At 73.6% G+C, this 16,500-nt stretch carries 12 protein-coding genes; 10 read left to right on the top strand and 2 right to left on the bottom strand.

Going from position 1 to position 16,500, the window contains the following annotated elements:
• Positions 1-296 precede the first annotated feature (296 nt).
• Both AQJ66_RS06495 and AQJ66_RS06490 read left to right on the top strand, forming a co-directional pair.
• Complete coding sequence (locus AQJ66_RS06495; protein WP_208611293.1) at positions 297-791, top strand: cupredoxin domain-containing protein; 495 nt, start codon at positions 297-299, stop codon at positions 789-791.
• The gene (locus AQJ66_RS06490) at positions 791-1,237 is read left to right on the top strand and encodes a hypothetical protein (protein WP_061917888.1); all 447 of its coding nucleotides are present in this window, start codon (positions 791-793) and stop codon (positions 1,235-1,237) included. Before AQJ66_RS06495 ends, AQJ66_RS06490 begins: the two co-directional genes overlap by 1 nt.
• 271 nt (positions 1,238-1,508) lie before the next feature.
• Here AQJ66_RS06490 and AQJ66_RS06485 read toward each other — a convergent pair whose 3' ends face one another.
• Entirely contained in the window at positions 1,509-1,931 is a 423-nt protein-coding gene (locus AQJ66_RS06485) for a pyridoxamine 5'-phosphate oxidase family protein (RefSeq protein WP_061918347.1), read from the bottom strand.
• A gap of 307 nt (positions 1,932-2,238) precedes the next feature.
• On the opposite strand from AQJ66_RS06485, the gene AQJ66_RS06480 reads away from it, so the two are divergent.
• The 7 genes from AQJ66_RS06480 to AQJ66_RS06450 all read left to right on the top strand — a co-directional run bounded on the left by AQJ66_RS06480 (position 2,239) and on the right by AQJ66_RS06450 (position 13,618).
• The gene (locus AQJ66_RS06480) at positions 2,239-3,486 is read left to right on the top strand and encodes a nitrate/nitrite transporter (protein ID WP_061917885.1); all 1,248 of its coding nucleotides are present in this window, start codon (positions 2,239-2,241) and stop codon (positions 3,484-3,486) included.
• Between the two features lie 19 nt (positions 3,487-3,505).
• The gene (locus tag AQJ66_RS06475; protein ID WP_061917882.1) at positions 3,506-3,979 is read left to right on the top strand and encodes a hemerythrin domain-containing protein; all 474 of its coding nucleotides are present in this window, start codon (positions 3,506-3,508) and stop codon (positions 3,977-3,979) included.
• 217 nt (positions 3,980-4,196) lie between these two features.
• Complete coding sequence (locus AQJ66_RS06470) at positions 4,197-7,928, top strand: nitrate reductase subunit alpha (protein WP_061917879.1); 3,732 nt, start codon at positions 4,197-4,199, stop codon at positions 7,926-7,928.
• A gap of 1 nt (position 7,929) precedes the next feature.
• Positions 7,930-9,654, top strand: coding sequence for a nitrate reductase subunit beta (gene narH, locus AQJ66_RS06465; protein ID WP_061917876.1), 1,725 nt, complete (start codon positions 7,930-7,932; stop codon positions 9,652-9,654).
• The gene (gene narJ, locus AQJ66_RS06460) at positions 9,651-10,310 is read left to right on the top strand and encodes a nitrate reductase molybdenum cofactor assembly chaperone (RefSeq protein WP_061917872.1); all 660 of its coding nucleotides are present in this window, start codon (positions 9,651-9,653) and stop codon (positions 10,308-10,310) included. Before narH ends, narJ begins: the two co-directional genes overlap by 4 nt.
• Positions 10,307-11,074: a respiratory nitrate reductase subunit gamma gene (gene narI, locus AQJ66_RS06455; RefSeq protein ID WP_061917869.1), complete on the top strand. Its 768-nt coding sequence runs from the start codon at positions 10,307-10,309 to the stop codon at positions 11,072-11,074. Before narJ ends, narI begins: the two co-directional genes overlap by 4 nt.
• A 159-nt stretch (positions 11,075-11,233) precedes the next feature.
• Positions 11,234-13,618 carry a phosphoketolase family protein gene (locus AQJ66_RS06450; RefSeq protein WP_061918345.1) on the top strand — a complete coding sequence of 795 codons (2,385 nt, stop codon included), beginning with the start codon at positions 11,234-11,236 and terminating at the stop codon, positions 13,616-13,618.
• 16 nt (positions 13,619-13,634) lie between these two features.
• Here the strand turns inward: AQJ66_RS06450 and AQJ66_RS06445 are convergent, their stop codons facing one another.
• On the bottom strand, positions 13,635-15,374 hold the full coding sequence (locus AQJ66_RS06445) for a sensor histidine kinase (protein ID WP_061917866.1): 1,740 nt from the start codon (positions 15,372-15,374) through the stop codon (positions 13,635-13,637).
• 165 nt (positions 15,375-15,539) lie between these two features.
• On the opposite strand from AQJ66_RS06445, the gene AQJ66_RS06440 reads away from it, so the two are divergent.
• A complete protein-coding gene (locus AQJ66_RS06440) occupies positions 15,540-16,436 on the top strand; it encodes a pyridoxamine 5'-phosphate oxidase family protein (protein ID WP_061918343.1) in 897 nt (298 codons plus the stop codon).
• Positions 16,437-16,500 lie beyond the last annotated feature (64 nt).

Genomic DNA, 16,500 nt, shown 5'->3' with positions numbered 1-16,500 from the left:
GGACCCTCGGCCCAGCTCCCAGGGCTCATCGGCCGCCGCGCCGGCGTCTTTCCGTGCCGGAGGCTGACTGCCGACCGATCCGGAGGTGTCCCGTGTACGACCCATCAGCGCGCCCGTGCGGTTGTCTCCACCGCCGTCCCCCGTGGCGGGCGCCGCGCACGGGACGGACCGGTCACCGCCCGGCCGCCCGCCACGTCTGCCCTGACTCCCGGGCGGCCGGGCGCACCCAGTGCGCCGAGCCGGTACGGAGGGCCCGGTGAGCGCCGGCCGCGCGATCCGCCGGCAGCACCGCACCGATGCTCCAGCACCTCGGCAACGGCATGTACGGCGCCGTCGTCATCGACCCGCCCGGCCTGGCCGAGGCCGACCACGAGTACGTGCTGGTGTCCTCCGAGCTCTACCTCGGCACCCCCGGCAGCGCCTCCCAGGTGGCGAAGATGCGTCAGGACACCCCCGACGCCTGGGTGTTCAACGGCGTCGCCGCCCAGTACGCCAAGGCGATGCTCAAGGTGAGGGCCGGTGAGCGGGTCCGCTTCTGGGTGGTGGCCGCCGGACCGAGCGACGGCGTCTCCTTCCACGTCGTCGGCACCGTCTTCGACACCGTGTACAAGGAGGGCGCCTACCTGCTCAGGCCCGGCGGGGCGGGTGGCTCCCAGGTGCTGGACCCGGCCGTCGCCCAGGGCGGCTTCGCCGAGACCACGTTCCCGGCGGCCGGGCACTACTCCTTCGTCGACCACGACATGCGGCACGCCGAGGCCGGCGCCATGGGCATGGTGGAGGTGGGCGGGTGATGGGCGCCGTCGGCCCGTGGTCCCTGGTGCGCTTCCTCCATGTGACCGGCGCCGTCCTGTGGGTCGGCGGACAGCTCGCGCTGACGCTGGTGGTGCTGCCGCTGGCCCGGCGGCTGCTGTCCGCCGAGGCCAGGGACCGCTTCGCGGCCGAGGCGGGCCGCCGGTTCGGGCTGCTGCCCGGGGCCGTGTTCCTGCCGCTGCAACTGGGCACCGGCTGGGCCATGGCCTGGCACAAGGGCGTCACCTGGGCCTCGCTCGCCGACCCCGGCTACGGGCGCACCCTGGCCACCAAACTCGGGCTGTTCGTGCTGGTGATGCTCGCGGCGGCCGGGCACGGCCTCGCCCACGCCAAGGGCCGCACCGACCTGGCACGCGCCCTGGCCGTCGTGTCCCTGGCAGGCTCCCTCGGCGTCGTCCTGCTCGCCACCGCCCTGCCCGCCACATGACCACCGACGGCCCCGTACCGGAGGAGGAGCTCGACGCGCATCCCTGAGCCCTGGCCCCCGCCCCACCGGCGGGAGGACCGGCCGCGGGCCGGGGCAGCCCTGCGGCACCCGCCGCTGACGGTGGCGGTGCACGGCGCAGGCACCTCGCTCCCGCACCAGACGTGGGGATGGCCGCGCCGGTGCGCCGCCGGCGGCCGCCGACCGCTCCGGCCGTCGGGCCGGGCCCGGCTCCCCGCGTCCCGTACCGGGGCGGCGGCCCGGGCGCACACGGTCAGACCGTGCCGAGTGCCTCCGCGAGTTCCCGGCCGGTGACCAGCTCGGCCTCGATGCGCAGGAAGACCCCGTCGCCCGGCAGCACCCAGGAGCGCGGGCCGGTCCGGGACAGCCGTTCGTGTTCGGCGGGGTCGGTCACCAGGTTCGCCCGGCCGGTGACGACCACGCTCCAGCCGGAGCGGGACGCGGGGTCGAAGTCGTCGGCCTCGAAGGCCACCACGACCCCGTCGATCGCCCGGACCAGGTCCGAGCGCGCCGAGGTGCGCAGCAGCACGGAGGAGTCCGTGTCGAGCGAGAAGTTGACCGGGAGCACCGCGGGCAGCGCCCGCCGCGTGTACACGACACGGCCGACCTGTACCTTCGCCATCCGGCGCAGGCACTCCTGCCGGTCGAGCACGTGGAAGCCGTCGTTGTGGAACACCACTTCATGCTCCTGCCGGGGGCCGCGGCACCGTAGGGCCGGACGGCCCCTTGCACCCGTGCCCCATGGCACCGGTCCGCGCCGCCGGGCGCGGCCGGGCGGCCCGGCGTCCGGCGGCGCGGGGCCCGGACGGCCGGAAACCGGGGACCGGCGGGCCGCGCGGTGAGGCCGTCCGGCCCACCCCCCGGCGGATCCCGCGTCCCGATAGTGGGACCAGGCCCGTCCGGCCGCCCCGTGCGCCGGAGGGCCCGCGGCCCCGGCTCCATCCCCGGGGCCGCGCGACTGCCGACATGAAGGGACGGGCGGCATGCTCCAGCCGTCGAGGAAGCAGAACGAGGCACCCGCACCGACAGCGGCCGGCTCGGGCCGGGCAGGGCTCATGCTGGCGCTGGCCACGGTGGGCTTCGCCGTCAACTTCTGGGCCTGGGCGCTGCTCAGCCCGCTCGGCCCGCGGTTCAAGGACAGCCTGGGCCTGTCCTCCTTCCAGCAGTCGCTGCTGGTGGCGGTGCCGGTCGTGGTGGGCTCGCTGGGCCGCGTCCCGGTCGGGGCGCTGACCGACCGCTTCGGCGGGCGCGTGATGTTCCCGCTGGTGTCGGCCGCCACCATCGTGCCCGTGCTCTACCTCGGACTGGCCGGGCACTCCTCGCTCGCCGCGCTGCTGACGGGAGGCTTCTTCCTCGGCATAGGCGGCACCGCGTTCGCCGTCGGCGTCCCCTTCGTGGGCGCATGGTTCCCGCCCGAGCGGCGCGGGCTGGCGCTCGGGCTCTTCGGGGCCGGCATGGGCGGCACCGCGATCAGCGCGCTGACCACGGTGAAGCTGGTGAAGGCGCACGGCATGGCCGACCCCTTCCTGATCACCGCCGGCGTGCTGGCCGTGTACGCGGTGGTGTCCGCCGTGGTGCTGCGCGACGCGCCCGGGCGCACGGTGCCCACCGAACCGCTGGGCCGCCGGCTGGCCGACACCCTGAAGCTCGGGATCACCTGGCAGGCGTCCGCCCTGTACGCGGTGACCTTCGGCGGCTACGTCGCCTTCTCCGTCTACCTGCCCACCTACCTCAAGACCGGCTACGCACTGACCCAGGCCGACGCCGCGAACCGCATGGCCGGGTTCGTCCTGCTGGCGGTGGCCATGCGGCCGGTCGGCGGCTGGCTGTCCGACCGCGTCGGCCCGGTGCGGGTCCTGACCGGCGTCCTCGCCGTGGTCCTCGCCGGAGCCGTCGTGCAGTCCTTCACGCCGTCCCTGGCCCCGGTGGGCACGGCCGCCTTCCTGGCGATGGCCGCCGCGCTCGGCGCGGGCAGCGGCGCCGTGTTCGCCCTGGTCGCGCTGCTCGCCCCGGCGAGCAAGGTCGGCTCGGTCACCGGCGTCGTCGGTGCCGCCGGCGGCCTCGGCGGCTTCCTCCCGCCGCTGCTGATGGGCTCGCTGTACGGCGCGTACGGCTCCTACGCCGTCGGCCTCGCCCTGCTCGCGGTGGTGGCCGCCGCGGCCCTGGCCTTCACCGGCACCGGCGTGCGCCACGCCCTCACCCGGCGCGTCCCCGCCGCCCGGACCCACTGACCGGAACAGGAGACCCGCGATGTGCGAATACTGCGGCTGCCAGGCGCTGGAGAGCATCGACCAGCTGACCCTGGAGCACGAGGCGGTGGTGAACCTGATCAGCCGGGTGCGCGACGCCCACCGCGACGGGGACGTCCCGCGGATGGCCGGGGCCGCCCGGGCCATCACCGCGGTCCTCGTCCCGCACACCCAGGTCGAGGAGCGCGGCCTCTTCCCCGCCCTGGCCGTCGACTTCCCGGAGCAGATGGCCGCGCTCGAGGACGAGCACCGCCGCATCGAGGCCGTCCTGGAGGAGGCCGCCGCCGGCACCCCGGCCGACCCCACCTGGCCCGAACGGCTGATGGCGACGCTCGGTGTGCTGCGCGACCACATCCTCAAGGAGCAGGACGGAGTCTTCCCGGCGGCCCTCGCCGCGCTGGACACCGAGCAGTGGGAGGCCGTCGAGGCGGTCCGCGCCCAGGTCGGCACCCGCCTGCCGCAGCCGTCCCGCTGACCTCACCCGCCCTTCCCTTCCTCCCGTCCGCCCGGCGCGCGGCCCGTCCGCCGCCGGGCGGACGGCCGTTGCACGCGCCGAGGCCGGTCCCGGCGGACATCGTGGGACCGGAGGTGTCGGTGTCGGCGGTTGTGGCAACACAAGGGATGGCGTTCCCTGGGGAGGACCGAAGCGAGCATCCGAGGACGGGCCGTCAGGCCCGGAAAGGGGCGGTGCGATGGCCACGCGGACCGATCCGGCACCGGAGGGCAGGCGCACGTCCGGTGCGCCGGGGCTGGACGGCGAGATCACCGAGGCGCTGGTGCGCTCGCGCCGGTTCTTCACCCGGGCGGAGGTCTCCGCGGACCTGCGGACCCTGCACCGCAAGGGCGGCCGGCAGGCCGACGACTTCTACCGCGACCGCTGGTCGCACGACAAGGTCGTCCGCTCCACCCACGGCGTGAACTGCACCGGCTCCTGCTCGTGGAAGGTGTACGTCAAGGACGGCATCATCACCTGGGAGGCCCAGCAGACCGACTACCCCTCGGTCGGCCCCGACCGCCCCGAGTACGAGCCGCGCGGCTGCCCGCGCGGCGCCGCCTTCTCCTGGTACACCTACTCGCCGACCCGGGTCCGCTACCCGTACGTACGCGGCGTGCTGCTGCAGATGTACCGGGAGGCGAAGGCCCGGCTCGGCGACCCGGTCGCGGCCTGGGCGGACATCGTCTCCGACCCGGAGCGCGCCCGCCGCTACAAGGCCGTACGCGGCAAGGGCGGCCTGGTGCGGGCCTCCTGGGACGAGGCCGTGGAGATGGTCGCCGCCGCCCACGTGCACACCATCAAGGAGTACGGCCCCGACCGGCTGGCCGGCTTCTCGCCGATCCCCGCGATGTCGATGGTGTCGCACGCCGCCGGCGCCCGCTTCTACTCGCTGCTCGGCGGCGTGATGCTCTCCTTCTACGACTGGTACGCCGACCTGCCGGTGGCCTCCCCGCAGGTCTTCGGCGACCAGACCGACGTGCCGGAGTCCGGCGACTGGTGGGACGCCGGATACCTGATCATGTGGGGCTCCAACCTCCCGGTCACCCGCACCCCGGACGCGCACTGGATGGCCGAGGCCCGCTACCGCGGTCAGAAGGTCGTCGCGGTCTCGCCGGACTACGCCGACAACGTGAAGTTCGCCGACGAGTGGCTGGCCGCCCAGCCCGGCACCGACGGGGCGCTGGCGATGGCGATGGGCCACGTGGTGCTCAAGGAGTTCTTCGTCGACCGCCGCACCCCCTACTTCGAGGACTACGTCAAGCGGTTCACCGACCTGCCCTTCCTGGTCGCCCTGGAGGAGCGCGAGCCCGGCACCTACGCGCCGGGCAAGTTCCTGACCGCCGCCGACCTGGGCGCTGAGCAGGCGGGCGCGGAGCACGCCGAGTTCCGCACGGTGCTGCTGGACGCCGACGGCCGTCCCGTCGTGCCGGGCGGCACCCTCGGCGACCGGTTCGCCGAGAGCGGGCAGGGCAAGTGGAACCTGGACCTGGGCGGGGTGGACCCCCTGCTGACGGCCGACGGCGGCGGCGAGGCGCCCGTGACGGTCGAACTGCCCCGTTTCGACGCCCCCGACGGCAGCGCGGGCGTGCTGCGGCGCGGCGTCCCGGTCCGGAGGATCGCCGGGCGCCTGGTGACCACCGTCTACGACCTGCTGCTCGCCCAGTACGGCGTGGCCCGCCCGGGCCTGCCCGGCCGCTGGCCCACGTCGTTTGACGACGCGGAGGAGCCGTACACGCCCGCCTGGCAGGCCGCGGTCACCGGCGTCGACGCCTCCCGGGCGGCCCGGATCGCCCGGGAGTTCGCCGACAACGCCGAGGAGTCCCGCGGCCGTTCGATGATCATCATGGGGGCGGGCGCCAACCACTGGTTCCATTCCGACACCATCTACCGCGCCTTCCTCACCCTCACCACGCTCACCGGCTGCCAGGGCGTCAACGGCGGCGGCTGGGCCCACTACGTCGGCCAGGAGAAGGTCCGCCCGGTCACCGGCTACTCCGCGCTGGCGACCGCCGCCGACTGGAACCGCCCGGCCCGGCAGATGATCCAGACCGCCTACTGGTACCTGCACAGCGACCAGTTCCGCTACGACCCGTTCTCCGCCGGCACCCTCGCCGCGGCCGGCGCCGGCGGCCCCTTCGCGGGCATGGCCACCGCCGACGTGATCGCCGCCTCCGCCCGGATGGGCTGGATGCCCTCCTACCCGACCTTCGACCGCAACCCGCTCGACCTCGCCGACGAGGCCGAGGCCGCCGGGCGGCCGGTCGGCGAGCACGTCGTCGGCGAACTGCAGGCGGGGCGGCTGGGCTTCGCCGGCGAGGACCCGGACGCCCCCGAGAACTTCCCGCGGGTACTGACGATCTGGCGCGCCAACCTGCTCGGCTCCTCGGCCAAGGGCAACGAGTACTTCCTCAGGCACCTGCTGGGCACCGACTCCGCGGTCAGCGCCGAGGAGGCGCCGCCCGGGGCCCGGCCGAGGGACGTGGTGTGGCGGGAGGAGGCGCCCACCGGCAAGCTGGACCTGCTGCTCACCCTGGACTTCCGCATGACCAGCACGACCGTCTTCTCGGACGTGGTGCTGCCGGCCGCCACCTGGTACGAGAAGCACGACCTGTCCAGCACCGACATGCACCCCTACGTGCACGCCTTCAACCCGGCGATCGCCCCGCCCTGGCAGACCCGCACCGACTGGGACGCCTTCCACACGATCGCCCGCGAGTTCAGCCGGCTCGCCGCCGCCCACCTGGGCGTGCGCAAGGACGTGGTCGCTGCCCCGCTGCTGCACGACACCCCGGACGAACTGGCCAACCCGCATGGCCGGGTACAGGACTGGAAGGCCGGCGAGTGCGCGCCCGAGCCCGGCCGGACCATGCCGAAACTGGTCACCGTCGAGCGCGACTACGGCGCGATCGCGCAGAAGATGACCGCCCTCGGCCCGCTGCTCGACTCCCTCGGAGCGACGACGAAGGGCGTCACCTTCCAGGTCGGGCGCGAACTCGACTACCTGCGGCACAAGAACGGCACCGTGCGCGGGGGAGTGGCCGACGGGCGCCCCGCGCTCTCCCGGGACGTGCACGCCTGCGAGGCGATCCTCGCCCTGTCGGGCACCACCAACGGCCATCTGGCCACCCAGGGCTTCCACACCCTGGAGGCCCGCACCGGCGTCCGGCTGGCCGACCTGGCCGCCGAGCACGAGGGCAAGCAGGTCACCTTCGCCGACACCCAGGCGGCCCCCGTGCCCGTCATCACCAGCCCCGAGTGGTCCGGGTCGGAGACCGGCGGGCGCCGCTACTCCCCGTTCACCGTGAACGTCGAGCGCGGCAAGCCCTGGCACACCCTCACCGGCCGCCAGCACTTCTACCTCGACCACGACTGGATGGCCGCGCTCGGCGAGCAACTCCCCGTCTACCGGCCGCCACTGAACATGCACGCCCTGTTCGGCGAGCCACGGCTCGGCGAGACCGGCGAACTCGGCGTGACGGTGCGCTACCTCACCCCGCACAACAAGTGGTCCATCCACTCCGAGTACCAGGACAACCTGTTCATGCTGTCGCTGTCCCGGGGCGGCCCCACCATCTGGATGAGCACGCGGGACGCCGAGAAGATCGGCGTGGCCGACAACGACTGGATCGAGGCGGTCAACCGCAACGGCGTCGTCGCCGCCCGCGCCGTCGTCTCCCACCGCATGCCCGAGGGCACCGTCTACATGCACCACGCGCAGGACCGGCTGATCGACGTGCCGCGCACCGAGACCACGGGCCGGCGCGGCGGCATCCACAACTCCCTGACCCGCCTGCTGGTCAAGCCCAGCCACCTCATCGGCGGCTACGCCCAGTTGTCCTACGCCTTCAACTACCTAGGCCCGACCGGCAACCAGCGCGACGAGGTCACCGTCGTCCGCCGCCGCGCGAACCAGGAGGTGGAGTACTGACATGCCCCGCGGCGAAGCCACCATCGGACGCGTCATGGCCCAGATGGCGATGGTCATGAACCTCGACAAGTGCATCGGCTGCCACACCTGCTCGGTCACCTGCAAACAGGCGTGGACCAACCGCACCGGCGTCGAGTACGTGTGGTTCAACAACGTCGAGACCCGCCCCGGCCAGGGCTACCCCCGCTGCTACGAGGACCAGGGCAGGTGGCGCGGCGGCTGGGAGCTGAACAAGCGCGGCCGGCTGGCGCTGAAGGCGGGCGGCCGGTTCAAGAAGCTGATCACCATCTTCTCCAACCCCGTCCTGCCGTCCCTCGACGACTACTACCAGCCCTGGACCTACGACTACGAGACGCTGACCAACGCCCCGCTGCAGGACCACACCCCGGTCGCCCGCCCCAAGTCCCTCATCACCGGCAAGGACATGAAGATCTCCTGGTCGGCGAACTGGGACGACGACCTGGGCGGTTCCGCCCAGCACGGCGAGAAGGACGTGCTGCTCGGCCAGGTCTGCGAGAAGATCAAGCTGGAGTTCGAGCAGACCTTCATGTTCTACCTGCCGCGCATCTGCGAGCACTGCCTCAACCCCTCCTGCGCGGCCTCCTGCCCCTCCGGCGCCATCTACAAGCGCGAGGAGGACGGCATCGTCCTCGTCGACCAGGACCGCTGCCGGGGCTGGCGGATGTGCGTGACCGGATGCCCGTACAAGAAGGTCTACTTCAACCACCGCACCGGCAAGGCCGAGAAGTGCACCTTCTGCTTCCCGCGAGTCGAGGTCGGCCTGCCCACCGTCTGCTCCGAGACCTGCGTCGGCCGGCTGCGCTACATCGGCCTCGTCCTCTACGACGCCGACAAGGTGCTCGAAGCCGCCTCCACCCCCGACGACACCGGCCTCTACGAGGCGCAGCGCTCCGTCTTCCTCGACCCGGACGACCCGCACGTGATCGCCGCGGCCGAGCGGGCGGGCATCCCCCGCGACTGGATCGAGGCCGCCCAGCGCTCCCCGGTGCACGCCCTGATCAACAAGTACCGGGTGGCGCTGCCGCTGCACCCGGAGTACCGCACCCTGCCCATGGTCTGGTACGTGCCGCCGCTCTCCCCGGTCGTCGACGCCGTCCGCGACAGCGGCCACGACGCCGAGGACCACCGCAACCTCTTCGCCGCCGTCGACGCCCTGCGCATCCCCGTCGACTACCTCGCCCAGCTCTTCACCGCGGGCGACCCGGCCCCCGTGGACGCCGTCCTGCGCCGGCTCGCCGCCATGCGCTCCTACATGCGCGACATCAACCTCGGCCGCGAACCGGACGCCGCCATCCCGGAGCGGGTCGGCATGGGCGAGGAGCAGATGTACGACATGTACCGGCTGCTGGCGCTGGCCAAGTACGACGAGCGGTACGTCATCCCGCCCGCCCACGCCGAACAGGCCCACAAGCTTGAGGAACTCGCCACCGAGTGCAGCCTGGACTACGAGGGCGGCCCCGGCATGGGAGGCTCGGGGCCCTTCGGCGAGGCCTCAGGCGGCGCGGCGCCCATCGCCGTGGAGACCTACCGGGCCCTGCGCGACCGGCAGACCTCCGACACCCCGGCCGCCCCCCTCGACAAGGACACCCGCGTCAACCTCCTCAACTGGGACGGCAAGGGCTCCCCGCCGGGGCTCTTCCCGCCCCCGCCCCCCGGCGGTGACGCGACCGGCCACGGCGGCGGGGAGGTCGAGCCCAAGCCATGAAGAGGAGACTCCGGCCGGCCGCCCGCACCGAGCCCTGGCACCCCTGCGCCTGGCAGCTGCAGTCCCTGCTCCTGGCCTACCCGGACGAGCGGCTGCCCGAGTACCTGTCCCTGGCCCGCCGGGCGGCCCCCGCCCTGCCCGAGCGGGTCCGCGACCCCCTGCTCGCCTTCACCGGGCACGCCGAACGCACCCCGGCCGGCGAGCTGGCCGCCGCCTACGTCGCCACCTTCGACCACCGCAAGCGCTGCTGCCCGTACCTCACCTACTACGCCCACGGCGACACCCGGCGGCGCGGCATCGCCCTGCTCCGCCTCAAGCAGGCCTACGCCGCGGCCGGGCTGCGCCTGGCCGACGACGAACTGCCCGACCACCTCGCCGTCGTCCTGGAGTTCGCCGCCGCCGACCCGCCCGCCGGGCACCGGCTGCTCACCGAGCACCGCGCCGGACTCGAACTGCTCCGCCTCGCCCTGGGGGCGGAGGACTCGCCCTGGGCGTGGGTGCTCCGGTCCGTCTCGGCCACCCTGCCGCCGCTCAAGGGCGACGAGCAGGACGCCGTCGCCCGGCTCGCCGCCGAGGGGCCGCCCGAGGAACAGGTCGGGCTCGACCCCTACATGCCCCCGCACGTCATGCCCGACCCCGCAGGAGGCCCGCGATGACCGCAGCCGCGCAGACCGTCACCACGGCCGCCGAGGCCGGCACCGGCGGCATCCTGCTGTGGGTGGTGCTGCCCTACCTGTCCCTGGCGGTCTTCGTCCTCGGCCACGTCTGGCGCTACCGCTACGACAAGTTCGGCTGGACCACCCGCTCCTCCCAGCTCTACGAGAACCGGCTGCTGCGCATCGGCAGCCCGCTGTTCCACTTCGGCATCCTGGTGGTGCTGATCGGCCACGTCATCGGCCTCCTGCTGCCCGAGAGCTGGACCGCGGCGGCCGGCGTAGGCGAGACCTCCTACCACGTCACGGCCGTGACGCTGGGCACGGTCGCCGGGGTGTGCACGCTGGGCGGGCTGGCCATCCTGATCTACCGGCGCCGCACGGTCGGCCCGGTCTTCTCCGCGACCACCCGCAACGACAAGGCCATGTACGTCTCGCTCACCGCGACCATCGCGCTCGGCCTCGCCGCCACCGTCGACGCCAACATCGCGGGCGGCGGCTACAACTACCGCGAGACCGTCTCGCCCTGGTTCCGCTCCATCTTCTCCGTCCAGCCCGACCCCCACCTGATGAGCGGCGCGCCGCTGCTCTACCGGCTGCACGCCCTCAGCGCGATGCTGCTCTTCGCCGCCTGGCCCTTCACCCGCCTGGTCCACATGCTCACCGCGCCGGTCGGCTACCTCACCCGCCCCTACATCGTCTACCGCAGCCGCGACACCCGGCTCGGCGCCCGCGCACCCCGCCGGGGCTGGGAGCGCACCGGGTGACGGACGGCCCACCAGGTCCCGCCGGACGCCCCGTCCGGCCGGCTCCGGCGGTGTGGCCCGAACGGCCCTGTCGGCTACCCGGGGCCCCGGCGGAAGGTGGGTTCCACAGACCGGCATGCGCGTCCGCCGAGCCCTGACCCGACACGGAGAGGAATGCAGATGTCCGTCGACACCCAGCAGGTGCCCACCGAGCTGGAGGAGGACGAGCTGAGGACGCTGGACGCCCACTGGCGTGCCGCGAACTACCTTGCCGTCGGCCAGATCTACCTCATGGCCAACCCCCTGCTGACCGAGCCGCTCAGGCCCGAGCACGTCAAACCGCGCCTCCTCGGCCACTGGGGCACCTCGCCCGGCCTCAACCTGGTGCACACCCACCTCAACCGCGTCATCAAGGCCCGCGACCTGGACGCCCTGTGCATCTGGGGCCCGGGCCACGGCGGACCCGCCGTGCTCGCCAACTCCTGGCTGGAGGGCACCTACACCGAGACCTACCCCGACATCACCCGGGACGCGGCCGGCATGGCGCGGCTGTTCAAGCAGTTCTCCTTCCCCGGCGGAGTGCCCAGCCACGTCGCCCCCGAGACGCCGGGCTCCATCCACGAGGGCGGCGAGCTCGGCTACGCCCTCTCGCACGCCTACGGCGCCGCGCTGGACAACCCCGGCCTGGTGGTGGCCTGCGTGATCGGCGACGGCGAGGCGGAGACCGGCCCGCTGGCCGCCTCCTGGCACTCCAACAAGTTCCTCGACCCGGTCGACGACGGCGCCGTCCTGCCCATCCTGCACCTCAACGGCTACAAGATCGCCAACCCGACCGTGCTGGCCCGGATCCCCGAGGCCGAGCTCGACGACCTGCTGCGCGGCTACGGCCACGACCCGATCCACGTCACCGGCGACGACCCGGCAGCCGTGCACCGCGCCATGGCCGCCGCCATGGACACCGCCCTCGACCGGATCGCCGCGCTCCAGCGCGCCGCCCGCGAGGACGGCGTCACCGACCGGCCCCGCTGGCCCGTCATCGTGCTGCGCACCCCCAAGGGCTGGACCGGCCCGGCGGAGGTCGACGGCCTGCCCGTCGAGGGCACCTGGCGCGCCCACCAGGTCCCGCTGGCCGCCGTCCGCGACAACCCCGAGCACCTGAGGCAGCTGGAGACGTGGCTGCGCTCATACCGCCCCGAGGAACTGTTCGACGAGCACGGCGCCCCGCGCCCCGAGGTGCTGGCCTGCGTCCCCGCCGGCACCCGTCGGCTCGGCGCCACCCCGCACGCCAACGGCGGCCTGCTGGTGCGCGAACTGCCCCTGCCGCCGCTGGAGAAGTACGCCGTCGAGGTCGACAAGCCCGGCGCCACCCTGCACGAGCCCACCCGCGTCCTCGGCGACCTGCTCGAGGACGTCATGGCCGCCACCGCCGAGCGGCGCGACTTCCGCCTGGTCGGCCCCGACGAGACCGCCTCAAACCGGCTCCAGGCCGTCTACGCGGCCAGCGGCAAGGCCTGGCAGGCGGAGACCCTCGACGTGGACGAACACCTCGACCGGCACGGCCGGGTCATGGAGATCCTGTCCGAACACACCTGCCAGGGCTGGCTGGAGGGCTACCTCCTCACCGGCCGGCACGGACTGTTCTCCTGCTACGAGGCCTTCGTGCACATCGTCGACTCCATGGTCAACCAGCACGTCAAGTGGCTGCGCACCACCCGCCGCCTGCCCTGGCGCGCCCCCATCGCCTCCCTCAACTACCTGCTCACCTCGCACGTGTGGCGCCAGGACCACAACGGCTTCTCCCACCAGGACCCCGGCTTCGTCGACCACATCCTCAACAAGAGCCCCGAGGCGGTCCGCGTCTACTTCCCGCCGGACGCCAACACCCTGCTGTCCGTGGCCGACCACGCCCTGCGCAGCCGCGACTACGTCAACGTGATCGTCGCCGGCAAGCAGCCCTGCTTCGACTGGCTGTCGATGGAGGAGGCCGAGGTCCACTGCGCGCGGGGCGCCGGCATCTGGGAGTGGGCCGGCACCGAGGACGGCACCCGCGAACCCGACGTGGTGCTGGCCTGCGCGGGCGACGTGCCCACCCTGGAGGTGCTGGCCGCCGCCCAGCTGCTTCGCCGCCACCTGCCCGAGCTGGCCGTGCGCGTGGTCAACGTGGTGGACATCGCCCGGCTGCTGCCCAGCGAGGAACACCCGCACGGCATGAACGACTTCGAGTACGACGGCCTGTTCACCGCCGACAAGCCGGTCATCTTCGCCTACCACGGCTACCCGTGGCTGATCCACCGCCTGGCCTACCGGCGGCACGGCCACCCGCACACGCACGTGCGCGGCTACAAGGAGATCGGCACCACCACCACGCCCTTCGACATGGTGCTCAGCAACGACCTCGACCGCTACCGCCTCGTGATGGACGTCATCGACCGCGTCCCCGGCCTCGCGGTCCGCGCGGCGGCCGTACGCCAGCACATGCAGGACGTCCGGCAGCGCCACCACGTCTGGATCCGCGAGCACGGCACGGACCTGCCCGAGGTCGCCGACTGGACGTGGGACGGCTGACCGGCGCCGGCCGGCGTCAGGCCGCGGAGGCGAGCGGTACCGCCCACTCCAGGACGGTGCCGCACGGCTCGTTCGCCGACAGTGCGAACGTGCCGCCCATCTCCTCGGCCCGCCGCCGCAGGTTGGACAGGCCGCTGCGGCGGGTGACCCCCGGGTCGATGCCGCAGCCGTTGTCGGACACCCGCAGTCGCACGGTCGCGTCGGTGACCTCGACGCCCACGTCGACGGCGGTCGCCTTGGCGTGCCGGGCCACGTTCGACAGGGCCTCGCCGAGCACGGCCAGCAACTGCTCGGCCTGCTCGGCGGATACGGCCGTGTCCAGCAGCCCGGTCATGCGCAGCGCCGGGGCGAAGCCGAGCGACTCGGTGGCCCGCTCGGTGGCCGCCACCAGCTGGCCGCGCAGCCCGCTGCCGCGCCGGGACTGGTCGTGCTCGCGCAGTGCGTAGATGGTGGAACGGATGATCTTGATGGTGTCGTCCAGGTCGTCCACCACCCGCTGCACCCGCTCGCTGACCTGCGGCCGGTCCGAGACCCGGCCCAGCGTGGACTGCAGGGACAGCGCGCCGGCGAACAGCCGCTGGATGACCAGGTCGTGCAGGTCCCGGGCGATCCGGTCCCGGTCGTTGAGCACGACCATGCGCTCGCTGTCCCGCCGGTGCTCGGCGACGTCCAGCGCCAGCGCGGCCTGGTTGCCGAACCCGGCGACCATGTCGATCACGGCGTCGGAGAACAGCGGGCCGCCCGGCAGGTTCGCCACCTGCAGCACGCCGCGGACGTGCTCCCGGGTGCCGAGCGGGACGAAGAACGCGGGACCGAGCTCGACGACGGAGGCGCTGCCGCCCTGGGAGCGCGGGTCGGCGCTCACGGCCTCGCTGGTGATCGTCTCCCCGGATGTGTAGACCTTCGCCGCCAGCGTCGACGCGGGCAGCACCAGCCCGCGCACGTCGTCGGCCAAGTCGCCGGAGGCGACCTCGACGACCAGCTCCCCCCGGTCGCCGACCGGCACCGCCAGGGTGACCAGGTCCGAGTCGGCCATCTCCCGCACCGCGGCCGTGAACGACGTCAGCACCGGGCCGGGCTCGGTGCCGGACAGCAGGTTCCGGGTGAGGTCGTTGCTCGCCATGAGCCGCTGCTCCCGGCGGCGGGCGTCCTCGTACAGCCGGGCGTTGTCGATCGCCACACCGGCCGCCGCGGCCAGCGTGCGCAGCACCGCCTCGTCGTCGGTGTCGAACTCGACGCCGCTCCTCTTGTTGGTCAGGTACAGGTTCCCGAAGACCTGGTCGCGCACCCGGATCGGGGCGCCGAGGAAACTGGCCATCGGGGGGTGATTGTCCGGGAAGCCGGCGGAGGCCGGATGGTCCGCCAGGTTCGTCAGCCGCAGCGGCTCCGGGTGCCGGATGAGCAGGCCGAGGATGCCCTCGCCGCGCGGGTAGTTCCCGATGCCGGCAATGGTCGCCTCGTCCATGCCGACCGTGACGAACTGCTTGATCGCGCCTTCCTCGCCCAGCACGCCGAGCGCCCCGTACTGCGCGTCGACCAGGGTGACCGCCGACTCCACGATGCGGCGCAGCACCACTTCCAGGTCCAGGTCGGAGCCGACGGCCAGGACCGCGTCCAGCAGCGTGTGCACCCGGTCCCGGGCCGCCCGCACCTGCGTCACCTGCTGTTGCAGGTCGTCCAGCAGTGCGTCCAGCCGCAGCTGCGGAGACACCCCCGACGCCTCGGCCTCACGCGAGTCCTGCGCGCGCTCGTTCACCACAGCTCCTTCACCGTTTCTCGGGCTCACCCCCAAGTCTGCCCGACGCGCCCGCCCTGTTCGACGCCGCCCGCACTTTTCGGCGGCCGAACCCGACGACATGCGGCGGCCCACGGCACGTGGCACGTTGGACTACGGCAGCACCCCGAGGAGACGGTGACGATCATGCGAGCTCAACTCGGCGATCACCTCGTCGTCGACAGCCCCGCGACGGGCGAGAACCGGCGCGACGGCGAGATCGTCGGACTCCATCACGCGGACGGCACGCCCCCCTACGACGTGCGCTGGTCGGACACGCACGAGGTGACGCTGGTGTTCCCCGGGCCCGACGCCCACGTACACCCTCGCGAGACCGCGCCGGACGCGGCCGGGGCGGGGCCCCCGCCCGGCGTGCGGCCGGGCGACGCGGCGGCGAACCCCGGCGACATCGGCCGGCGCGTGGCCGACGAGCGCCGGCGGCGCGGCCTGAGCCGGGAGGAGGCGGCCCGCCGGGCCGCGATGGCGCCGGACTACCTCGCCTATCTCGAGGAACGCCCCGCCGACCCGACCCTGTCCACGCTCATCCGGCTGGCCGCTGCGCTGGGCACCACCGTCGCGGCGCTGCGCGGCGGCGGCCTGGACCTGCCGCCGGGGCAGGGGTACGCGCTGCTCCACCCCAGCCTGCGGGACCTCGGCCCGGACGAGTGCCGCGCCCTGCTGTCCACCCACGGCGTGGGGCGGGTCGCGGTGTCGACCCCGCAGGGTCCGGCGGTCGTCCCGGTGAACTACGAGGTCGTGGACACCGCGATCGCCTACCGGACGGCGCCCGACTCGGTGCCCGCGGCGGCCGTGGGGACGGAGGTCGCCTTCGAGGTCGACCACGTCGACGAGGCCATGAGCCGGGGCTGGAGCGTCCTCGTCGTCGGCCCGGCCCGCGTCGTCACGGAGCCCGACGTCGTACGCCGGCTGACCGAACAAGCCCACACCCAGCCCTGGGCCGGCGGCCCACGCGAGATGTGGGTGTCGATCCACCCCACCCGCATCACCGGCCGCCGCATCAGCCCGGCCGACCAGGAGGCCTGAGCGGCGGGAGGCATCGGTACCGGGGGCTGGAGCGCCCGGCCCCGCAACCGCGTCGGCCCGCGCC

The sequence above is a fragment of the Streptomyces bungoensis genome, assembly GCF_001514215.1.
GTDB classification, from domain to species: Bacteria; Actinomycetota; Actinomycetes; order Streptomycetales; family Streptomycetaceae; genus Streptomyces; species Streptomyces bungoensis.
This window is presented reverse-complemented; position numbering and strand designations above follow the sequence as displayed.